2 protein-coding genes are annotated in these 10,446 nt (G+C 59.5%); both read right to left on the reverse strand.

Features of this window, described 5'->3' with window-relative positions; translation table 11 throughout:
* On the reverse strand, positions 1-8,621 hold an 8,621-nt coding region (locus AC6RNO_RS36185; protein WP_497108398.1), incomplete at its 3' end, for an amino acid adenylation domain-containing protein.
* A 30-nt stretch (positions 8,622-8,651) separates the two neighbouring features.
* On the reverse strand, positions 8,652-10,446 hold a 1,795-nt coding region (locus AC6RNO_RS36190), incomplete at its 5' end, for a condensation domain-containing protein (protein WP_497108399.1).

The following is a 10,446-nucleotide window of genomic DNA, read 5'->3' on the forward strand; positions in this document are numbered from 1 at the left end:
TTGACCAGCTTGTAGCGGCGCTCCACCGTCCGCTTCAGCTTGTCTCCTCCGGTCAGCAGCACGCGCAGCGAGCGGTTGTCGAGCTCCATGTACTGCTCGCACAACTGCGTCGGCAGGAACGCAATCGTGATCCCGTGCTGCTCGAAATACGCGTTCAGCCGCACGATGTCCATCCGGATCGCTTCATCGATCACATGGATGTTCGCCCCGGCTATCCAGTACGGGAACAGCTCCCACACGGAAGCGTCAAACCCGAACCCGGCGTATTTGGCGCTGCGGTCCTCGGCGGTAACTTCGAAAGCCTTGTTATGCCAGTAACACAAATTCACCAAAGAATAGTGCTCGACCATAACGCCTTTCGGCTGGCCGGTCGTTCCCGACGTATAGATCATATAGGCCAGATGATGCGCTCCTGCCACCGTGAGCGGATTGAGTTCGTCGGACAGACCGACTTCTCCGGCCAGCATGGACGCTGCTCCCTCGCCGTCCAGCCGCAGTACCTCGCCGCCGTATTCCGCCGGTACGGGCAAGCCGCTTTGCGTCAGCAGCACCGGCGCGCCGCTATCGGCGAGCACATAAGCGATGCGCTGCTCGGGATAATCCGGATCGATCGGCACGTACGCCGCTCCGGCTTTGAGGATGCCGAGTACACCCGCGGCCATCTCCAGCGACGGCTTGACCATGATGCCAACCCTGCTTTCCGTGCCGATGCCTTTGGCGATCAGCAGGCGGGCCAGCCGGTTCGCCCGCGCATTCAGCTCCCGGTACGTCCACGACCGCCCGCGATAAGTTACCGCCGGACGGTCCGGCGTCCGCAGCGCCTGCTCCTCGAACAGCCGATGGATCGTCGCATCCTCCGGCACGTCCAGCTCCGTCTCGTTCCAATCGAGCCTCCGCAGCTTTTCGGACGCCGGCACCATATCGACCGTCGACAAAGCCAGATCGGGGCAGGCTGTAACGGCCTTCAGCAGCTCCTGCAAATACCCGCTCCAACGCAGGATCGTGCTCTTTTTAAACAAATCGCTGGCATAGTCCAGTTGAAGCCCGATGTCCTCGCCCCGTTCAAACGCGCCGAACGTCAGATCAAACTTGGCGACGCCGCTCGAAACCTCATAGGGGCTAATGCTCAGCCGATCCAGCCGGAACGTTTCCTTGTCCGGATTTTCCACCGTCAGCATGACGTTAAACAGCGGATTGCGGCTCAAATCCCGCGGCAAATCCAGCTTGCCGACCAATTCCTCAAACGGGTAATCCTGATGCTCCAAGCCCTCCAGAGCGGTTTCCTTCACTTCCAGCACAAGCTGGCGGAACGTTTTCCACGCTGCCGGGCGGCTGCGCAGCGCCAGCGTGTTGACGAACATGCCGGGCATATCTCTGACCTCCGGGCTTGTTCGTCCGGCCGCCACGGACCCGACCACGATATCTTCCTGGCCCGTCAGCTTGCTGAGAAACACGTTGAATGCGGCCAGCATCACCATATGGAATGTTGTTCCGGTTTCCATGATGAACCTGCGCACCTGCTGCGCCGTCTCCCGGCTTGCGGCAAAGCGCACCGCATCGCCGTCAAAGCTTTGCACCGCCGGGCGCGGGTAATCCGTCGGCAAATTCAGCGCGGGAACGTCCTCCGCAAACTGCTCCAGCCAATACCGCTCCTGTCCGGAAATGTGCTTCCGCTGAGCGGGCTCGTTTTGCCACATCGTGTAATCCTTGTAGCTGAGCCGCAGCGCCGGAAGCGCCTCCCCGCGATACAGCAGGGCGATTTCCTTGACGAAAATCTCCCGGGAGATGCCGTCCGCAATAATATGGTGCATGTCGATCAGCAGCAGATGGCGCCGGCCGGAAATCCGGAGCAGCCCGGTGCGCAGCAGCGGGGCGGCGCTTAAATCGAACGGCTGGATAAACGCGCCGATGTTCAGCTGCGCCTCCTCCTCATCCACTTCCATTCGGATTAACTCTACCGGGGCTTGTTCATGAACGATTTGAACCGGATCCCCGTCGACTTCCGCAAACGAGGTACGCAGCGTCTCATGCCGCTGCACCAGCAAATTCAGCGCCTGCTCCAGCCGCAGCACATCCAGCTCGCCTTCGAGCAGCAGCACGGATGGCATGTTGTAGCTGACGCCCGGATTGAATTGATGCAGGACGTACATCCGTCTTTGCGCGGAGGAAACCGGATAATAATCTTGTTTGGCCGCCGGAACGATTCCGCTTTCCGTGAACCGCAGCTGCCCTTCCCGCTCCGCCGCCTCCATATAGTGCGCCAACTGGCGCACCGTCGGCCGGTCAAAAATCACCTTGAGCGGAATGTCTTTTTTCCACTTCGCGTGGATGCGGCTGATCAGTTGCATCGCTTTCAGGGAATGGCCGCCCAAATCGAAAAAGTTATCCTGTACGCCGACGGATTCCGCGCCAAGCGTCTCCTGCCAAATCCGGCAAAGCTCGGCTTCGGTTTCGGTCTGCGGCGGAACGCAGCCGCTCCCGTCCGGTCTTGCGAACGTTGGCGCCGGAAGCGCTTTGCGGTTGATTTTGCCGTTGGCCGTCAGCGGGATGGAGTCCATTTGCACGAAATGGGTCGGCACCATATACGTCGGCAGCTGCCCGGACAACCATTCCCGCAGCTCTGAGGCGGCGAGCGGCATGCCTGCCGCAAAATAAACGCATAGCTCCGGCGGCAGCGAGCCTTCCGCAATTGTGGTCGCGTACGCCGCGCCGACCTGCTCATGCTGCAGCAGCGCCGCTTCGATTTCGCCAAGCTCGACGCGATAGCCGCGGATTTTCACCTGGTCATCCATTCGGCCCAAAAACTCGATTTGCCCGTCCGGCAGCAAGCGGGCGAGGTCTCCGCTTCGGTACATCAAGGTTCCCGGTGAAAACGGATTTTCCACAAACTTCCCGCTCGTTAAATCGGGACGGTTCAAGTAGCCTTCCGCCAGTCCGGGACCGGCCAGGTACAGCTCTCCGGCCGCGCCTGCGGGGACTAGCTTGCGGCCGCCGTTCAAAATATAAGCTTCGGCGTTATGAATCGGCCGGCCGACGGTCGGACGCGCCGCAAATTCCGCCAGCCGCTGCGTGTCGATGCGCTGCGCAATGATACCGATCGTCGATTCCGTCGGACCGTAGTGATTCATCAGCGCCGTCCCCGGGTATTTCCGATGGTACAGCTTGAGATCGGCAGGATTGATTTTCTCCCCGCCCATCACGATCAGCCGCAGCGATTGCAGCTGCCGCGAAGCTTCAAAGCTTGAGGAATGCACGATCATATGGAATAAAGACGGCGTCAGCTTTATATAAGTCATGCCCTGCCGGGCCAGATAAGCCGTTAGCCGCTCCGGATCGGTGTACGTTTCCTTGGCAGCGATATGCAGCTCGCCGCCGGCCAGCAGGATCGGGAACAGACTCGTATAGCCCAAATCGAAGGCAAACGAAGACAACAGCGCCGTTTTGTCCGCGGGGGACAGCTCCGCCTGCTTCATGAACCAGGAGACGTAATTGACCAGTCCCCGGTGCTTCAGCTTGACGCCCTTCGGATTTCCCGTCGTTCCGGACGTATAAATGACATAAGCCAAATCGTCCGGACCGCTTGCCGCATCCGGCGTACCGGTCTGATCGCTTAACCAGCCTCCGTCCCGGATGTCCAGCATGTCCGCTTCCACCCCGCCGGACAACAAGCCGGCATACTTCCGCTCGCTGATAATCAGGCGCGCTCCGCTATCGGCCAGGCAGTAGCGGATTCGCTGTTCCGGAAATTCCGGATCGAGCGGCAGGAAAGCGCCGCCCGCCTTCATCACCGCCAGAATCGATACGATCATGTCAGTGGAACGATCCACTAGCAGCCCGACGATGTGCCCGGCCTTCACCCCGCGCTGCCGGAGCGCCCATGCCGCCCGGTTGGCTTTTTCATTCAGCTCGCGGTATGTAAGGCTGAGAGCCTCATCAACTACGGCCACGGAATTTTCCGTCTCAAACGCACGCTGTTCAAACAAGCCATGGAACGTTTGCTTCGCTGGATAGTCCGTCCGGTTATCACGGAGCCCTGCCAGCAAATGCTCGCGTTCGGCGGCCGTCATCAGCTCGATCTCCTCCAGACGGATCGCCGGCCGATCGACGACGGATTTGATAATTTGCAGCAAATGTCCGCTCCAGCGCCGGATCGTCTCCGGCCGGAACAACGCGGCGGCGTAATCAAAGCTAAGTCCGATTCCGCCTTCACCGTCCGGCTTCTGAACAGCTTCCAGCGTCAGATCGAATTTCGCCGTCCGGTGCATCACCGAATACGAGGAAATTTGCAGCTCTCCCAGCTTCAGGGCGGGCACATCCATGTTCAGCATATTCAACGACACGCTAAACAGAGGGTTGCGGCTCAAATCCCGCTCAAGAGGCAGTCTTTCGATTAATTCTTCCAGCGGGTAATTTTGATGCTCGAACGCCTGCAAGCAAGTTTCCTTCACTTCGAACAAAAACTGTTCGAACGTCTTGCCGCCTTCCGGCGCGTTCCGCAGAGGCAGCGTATTGACGAACATGCCCGGTACGTCCTGAATTTCGGCCATCGTCCGGCCGGCGGCCGGGGAGCCGACCACGATATCTTCCTGGGCAGCATACTTGGACAGCAAAACGTTAAACGCCGCCAGCAAAAACATGTACAAGGTCGTATCCGTCTTGGCCGTCAACCGGTTAATCCGCCGCTCCAGCTCCCCGTCAACGCCGAAAACAAATCGTTCGCCGGCATGGCTCTGCACGGCAGGCCGGGCAAAGTCGGTCGGCAGATCGAGCACCGGAAGGTCTCCGGCGAACGTATCCAACCAATATCGCTCCAGGCGCTTCATATACTCACGCTGAGCCGGCGCATGCTGCCAAACGGCAAAATCTTTATAGTGCAGATTCGGCTCAGGCAGGTCCTCACCCGCGTAAAGCTGCGCCAAATCACGGATCAGGATGCCCGTCGAACTGCCGTCCGAAATGATATGGTGCATATCGATCAGCAGCAGATGGCGCTGCTCTCCGAGCTGCAGCAGCTCCGCGCGGACGAGCGGCGTCTCGCCCAAATCAAACGGCCGGATAAATTCGCGAATCCGCGTTTCGCCCTCTTCTTCGGCTGCAGCCGTGCATGTCAGGCGGAACGGGACATGCTCATGGATGTTTTGCACGAGCTCGCCGTCCGCCATCTCAAACGAAGTCCGCAGTATCTCATGGCGGTTCATCATCGCCTGAAAAGCGGCTTCCAGACGGGGCTGTTCCAGCGCCCCCTCGAGCAGCAGGACGGCGGGAATGTTATAGCCGGTTCCGCCATCCCCCAGCTGGTTCAAGATGTACATCCGCCGCTGGGCCGAGGAAACCGGATAATGCGCTCCTGCGAGGGCGCGGACAAGCGGTTCAAGCGCTCCCGCCGTAGATGTATGCCCCGCTTTCCCGCCTGTACCTGCTTCCGCTTGATTGACCGTATCCGGCTCCGTGAAATACCGGGCCAAGCCGCGAATCGTCGGCCGGTCGAACAGCGCCTTGATCGGGATGTCCCACCCGAGCTGCTGTTTGATTTTCGCGGTCAGCATCATCGCCTTCAGCGAATGTCCGCCCAGTGCAAAGAAATCGTCGTTTGCGCCAATGCGCGAAACGCCCAGCACCTCCTGCCAAATCGCGGCAAGCTGCCGTTCCGTTTCGCTTTCGGGCTCCGCATAGGCAGCAGCCGCTTCCCGGCCGAGATCCCCCGGCTCCGGCAGATCCCGCCGGTTCACTTTGCCGTTGGCCGTGAGCGGCATTTGTTCCAACTGCGTAATGGAGGACGGGAGCATGTAATCCGGCAGCAGCTTCGTCAATGCCGAACGCAGCTCTCCGGCGGCGAATTCCCGCTCTGCGGTGACGTAGGCGCATAAGACGCTCTCGCCGGCCTGATCCTGCCGCACAACCGCCGCCGCTTCGCTTACGCCTTCGACCTGCAGCAGCCGCGACTCGATTTCTCCCAGTTCAATGCGGAAGCCCCGCACCTTGACCTGATTGTCGATCCGGCCCATAAACTCGATGTTTCCGTCCGGCAGCCAGCGGGCCAAGTCCCCCGTGCGGTACAGCTTCTCGCCGGGAACAAAAGGACTCGCGGCGAACTTCTCCTCCGTCAGCTCCAGGCGGTTCAAATAGCCGCGGGCCACGCCGTCCCCGCCCACGCATAATTCCCCCGGTACGCCGGCCGGCAGCAGCTGCCCGTTCGCGTCCACGATATAAGCCGTGGAATTGCCGATCGGTCTGCCGATTGGAATCCGCTCCGTATAAGCCTCCCCGATCAGAAGGACGGTGGAAAACGTCGTGTTTTCCGTAGGGCCGTAACCGTTCCAGAGGGAAAGCACCGGGCAAGCCTCCCGGACTTGATTGACGAATCCGGGAACGAGCGCGTCGCCGCCGATGATCAAATGCCGCAGGCCGGCGAACATCGCCGCATTTTGCCCGGCCAGCTGATTGAACAGCGGGGACGTTAGCCACATCGTGGTGATTTGCCGCTCGCTCAGGAAGCCCGCAAAACCGGCCGCGTCCAGCAAGGTTTCCTTGGACACCGGATGCAGCGAGGCGCCGTGCAGCAGCGCTCCGAACAGCTCGAAGGTACTGGCGTCAAAGCTGATCGCACCCGTTTGCGCCATGCGGTCCTGCTCGCCGAAAGGGATGTACCCGGCATTTTTGACCAGGCGCACGACGTTTCTGTGCTCCACCATGACGCCTTTGGGCTGGCCCGTGGAGCCGGAGGTATACATGACATAAGCCAGATCCTCGGGCTTATTCACCGGCGGGAGGTTGACCACTTCCGCATCCGCTTCCGCCTCACCCCGAGCCCCGGTTTCGCCGGCAACGGCATCCAGATCGATCGGCAAAATCTCAACATCCGCCGCAAGACCCGTGCCTTGCCCCAGCGATTCTTCCGGCCGGCCGCGCTGTACCAGCATCAGTTTCATGCCGCTGTCCTCAATCAGGTAGCGGACGCGGTCCTGCGGATAATCCGGATCGATCGGCAAATACGCGCCGCCTGCTTTTAATATCGCCAAAATGCCGACGACCGCCTCGATCGACCGCTCCGCCATGATGCCTGCCGCCTCGTTCGGCTTCAAGCCCCGCTCCCGCAGCGTTCGCGCCAGCCGCCCCGCCGCAGCGTTCAACTGGCGGTAGGTCATCCGCCGTCCGCCAAACACGACGGCGACATGCTCCGGCGCAAGCCGGACCTGTTCCTCGAACAGCTCGGGAATCGTCCGCTCGCGCGGGTAATCCCGCTTCGTATCGTTGAACGCGTTCAGCACCTCGGCTTTTTCCCGCTCCGTCAGCAGGCTGACCTTGCCCACCTCCAGCTCCGGATTGCGGGCGAGCTCTTCGGCGATGCGGGTCAAATGGCCGGCTATTTTGCCGATCCACTCCTCGTCGTAGAGGGCGGCGTTGTACATCATTTTGAGCGACCATTCCTCGCCGGGGTAAACGATCAGATTAAAATCGTAATTTGTCTGTTCAAAAGCGTCGGCCACCTGGATCGAGAAACCGAGTCTCTGCTCCATGCCGCCATTTTGCAGCTCGCGGTCCAGCGGATAGTTCTCGAAGGCCACAAGATGGCCCACGAGATGATTTTTGAGCACCGAACGTTTCTGGATGTCGTACAGCGGCACATAATCGTACTTCTCGGCTTCGAGCGCATGCTGCTGTACGGATCGGGCCAGATCGGCAAAGCCGGCCTCAGGCTCGGCTGTTACCCGCACCGGGATCGTATTGATAAACAGGCCGGCCATGTTTTCGATGCCGTGAATGGCCGAGGGGCGCCCGGACACAACGGTGCCAAATACGACGTCATCCGTGTAGTTGTACTTGCCGAGCAGTGCCCCCCACATCGCCTGAAACAAATTGGGCGGCGTCACATGATAGCGATTAGCGATCTCTTTAAGCGAATCAACGAGCCGTTTATCCCAGACGAACGTGAACATTTCGTTCCGGTACACTTCCTCGCGGTCCGCGGCCGTTTTCCAGTGCGGTACGGAGGTCGGCTTTTCAAAATCCGCCAGGCGCTTGTCCCAATACGCGAACGCTTCATCCTTGTCCAGTTTGTCCAGCCATTTGACGTAGTCGGCATACGGCTTGTCGTGCCCGCTCGGGAGCGGCCGGTTCAGGCGGAAGGCCTCATAATACCCGAACAGCTTCTTCATCAGCACGCCCATGCTCCAGCCGTCCAACAAAATATGATGGTTGCTCCAAATCAGATGGAACCGCTCCGAGTCAAGCTGGAACAGGGAGACGCGGAACAACTGGTCTTTGGCCAAATCAAAGCCCTGGGCCTGAAGCTCCCGTTTATGGCGGGCGATGGCCTGCTGGCGCTCTTCGGGCCGGAGGCCGGCGATATTTTCAAAATAAACCTCCGCCTTGCGCTCTGCGAGGACGACTTGACGCGGCCGCTGCAGCTGCTGATACACGAACACCGTGCGCAAAATATCGTAACTGCGGACAAGCTGATCCATGCTTTTTTGCAAAATCGCCCGGTCGAACGGCCCGGAAATGCACAGCTCCAATTGGGTGAAATAAGATGAAGACTCCGGATCCAGCATGGCGTGGTACAGCATGCCTTCCTGCATCGGCGTTAACGGGTACACCTTTTGTATTGTTTGTTTATCCATAAGTCCACCTCATCCAAGTTTTCCTCTGATTTAAAAAAGCTGAAGCAGTTGATCAAGCTCATCCAACGTTAACTCGTCGTCGCCCAGATCGCTTGGCGTAAGTGTGCCGCCCGTTTGGTTCAGGCAATGCTCGAGCAGCCGCAGCAAATGGGTTTTGAAGCTTTCGCTCAAAGACGACATCGTCCCGGCTTCGTATTCCAGTGAATGGTAGGCGATGCTCATGCGCAGGACGCCTTCTTCGATAAACCCGACCACGTCGAGCGAGGTCAATTTCTCCGAATTCGGACTGAGCGGGCTGCCCATCGGCAAAGCGGAGCGCACAAACAGCCCTGATTGCTCCATAGCCGCAAACTGTCCCAAATAGTTGAAGCTGATTTCCGGGCGCAGGGAGAAAGCCAGCCCTGCTTTATGTTCCTCCTGCGTCAAGTACCGCAAAATGCCGTAGCCGATGCCCTTGTTCGGAACATGGCGCAAATCTTCCTTAATCCGCTTGATTTGGTAAGCTACATCCGTGGACCGCCCCATTTCGAGCACCACCGGATATTGGCTCGTAAACCAGCCGACCGTGCGCGAGATGTTCACGTCTCCAACAACATCTTCACGTCCGTGCCCCTCCAGGTTGACCAGGATTTGCTCATTTCCGCTCCACTCCTTCACAGCGAGACCAAGCGCCGTCAGCAGCAAATCGTTCATTTCCGTGCGGTACGCCTCATGGGCCACTGTCGTCAACTGCTCCGTTTCCTTGGCGGTGAGCGCAAAATCAACCGTCCGGGCATGACACATCCGCTGATCGGCAGCTTCTTGACCTTTGGGCAGCGGAGCGATCGCGCGGCTCTCCAGCTCACGCCAGTAATCCGTTTCCTTCAGTAACGCCTTGGATCCGGCATAGTCGGCAAGCCCGGAAGCCCAGTCTTGGAAGGAATGCGTTTTTTGCGGAAAAATCATCGCTTCGCCCCTGGAGGCTTGAAGATAACCGGATGCCAAGTCCTCCAGCAAAATCCGCCAGGATACCCCGTCGACCACCAAATGGTGGATGACCAGCAGCAGGTGATCGCCGTGATCCGTTTGGAAAAGCACTGCTTTCATCAGTACGCCCCCGGTCAGGTCCAGGCTGTCCTGGAGCCGTTCCGCCTCGCGCTGTACCGCTTGTTCCAACTGAGCGGCCGCTCCGATCACCCGAATCACTTCCACATCCGGACGAACGTCCTCGGGTGCGCGGTAATGCTGAACGACCTGCACCGGCTCCCCATGTCCGCCTTGCTCAATCACATATTCCATCCGCAGCGCGTCGTGGTGCTCAAGAAGCTTGGCCAGCGTGAACCGGACAAGCGCCGGATCAAAGCCGGACGGGGCATGCAGCATAATCGACTGGTTCCAGTGATGGCGATCGGTAAAGTTCCGTTCGAAAAACCAATGCTGAATCGGGGTCAGCAGCACTTCGCCCTGTACCGGTCCCTGATCTGCCGGTTTCGTTTCGGCCCGCTGCAGGTATGAAATCACCTGCTCGATCGTTGGGTGCTGGAACAAGTCCTTCATCTCCAGCTTCCATCCGTGCTTGTGCAGGCGGCTGCCCATCTGGATCGCCTTGATCGAATCGCCGCCCAGCGCGAAGAAATTGTCCCGTGTGCCGACGATCATCAGGCCCAGCACGTCCTGCCAAATCTCCGCCAGCAGCGTTTCCAGTTCGCTTGCCGGCTCCTTGTGATCCGCCGCCACCCCCGCCATTTCCGGCTGCGGCAGCGCCCGCCGGTCCACCTTGCCGTTGGGCGTCAGCGGCAGCTCACTCATCTGCACCCAGTGCTGCGGCACCATGTATTCCGGCAGC

The sequence above is a fragment of the Paenibacillus sp. sgz302190 genome, from assembly GCF_059820445.1.